General features: G+C 45.7%; 2 protein-coding genes. Both read right to left on the reverse strand.

The window, feature by feature from the left end:
- Positions 1-427 (reverse strand): hypothetical protein (locus A3754_RS01590; protein WP_063518678.1); only part of this gene is annotated, 427 nt, incomplete at its 3' end.
- 68 nt (positions 428-495) lie between these two features.
- On the reverse strand, positions 496-858 hold the full coding sequence (locus A3754_RS26395) for a hypothetical protein (RefSeq protein WP_156496675.1): 363 nt from the start codon (positions 856-858) through the stop codon (positions 496-498).
- Positions 859-1,320 lie beyond the last annotated feature (462 nt).

Consider the following 1,320-nt stretch of genomic DNA (forward strand, 5'->3'; position numbering starts at 1 on the left):
TCAAATACGTTAAACCTGAGACCAGGCCAATAACGAATACCCCAAAAGTAAAAATCATCAATGAGCCAGAAAAAACCGAAAGCTTGCCTGGATTCTCAGTGGTCAACTTACCTAGGAAAGCCAGGAGGGCAATTGTTGCACCTCCGTTCATCAGCAACGACGTCTTAATGGCGTTTTGCCCCGCAGTTATTACGGACCTAAACATTTCAAGAGCCGACGATTGCTGAGCTTTACGATCCTCTACGTTAGCCTGTAATTGAGCGCGTATCTGCTCCAGTTTAACCGGATCGACCTCCTCCTCTGGGGCATCGATAACCCTATTGAGATAAGCAAGTAGGTCGTCACTCTGAATCGCATTGATACCCTGCTCGTTTTTTAGGTGCGCTATTTCATCGCGCAAATTACGAGCTAATGCCTTTGCTGACATTCAACACCTTTTGCATAACGCTTCAAACAGGGGCGCGCTGTAAGCGCGTCCATGCCTGCTTTGACTTGTTATGAGTTACACAACAAGACCTTATGAAGACTGCTTTGCCAATGGCCATTTGAGACCTCACCATAATGAATGTGTAGGGCATGCACAGCATTACAGTTGTTGCATGACATAATACCTAAAAAAGTGTTACCCCACTGGTTGCTCTGGGGTAAATTGAAATTCTTACCTAACTTACTAACAATTACTTTTTCTTGTTCTTTATTATCTTTCCAAAACTCGAATGTTTCTTTTGAAATATCATAACCACAAGCACCACAATTTATGTTTATAGTGCCACCGCCCATTGAGTCACCGTCATAGTACATAACGGGTTTGTCTTTATGCTCAATAACAGTTTTTTTATATGATATTTCCATATTCACCTTAAAAACTCATAACAGGTATTAGGAAGCCCGCTCGAATATCCAATGAACACGCCGGCTTCCTATTACATTTATCAAATTCATATACCGACCGATAAAACCAGAAATCTCAACGGGTTACAACGACGCCCTTTCCGGGCAGCTGTGATATGAGGAAGGCGTCGTTTTCTGATCCCCGTTTCTTCTGTCTGAGAACGGTGCAGTTCGCGCCTCAAGTGGCGCTTGTATGTTTGAATGCTCTTCCTGCAACCATGCAGGACTTGCCGGGGTGGAGGGACCAAAGGAGCATCTGACCCAAGGGTACAGACGGTAGGAGATTTGGCCCCACCCCGCACCTATTCATACGCCGATAAAGAATCCATCGGCTGAGTTGCACCTCAGACCGACGATACCTAGCAAGCCAGCGTTCAGGTGCGCCCCGACAAGCATGTGTAACCTAGCGCAAGGGGCTGTTCAGTGGCA

Source organism: Alcanivorax sp. HI0083 (assembly GCF_001635175.1).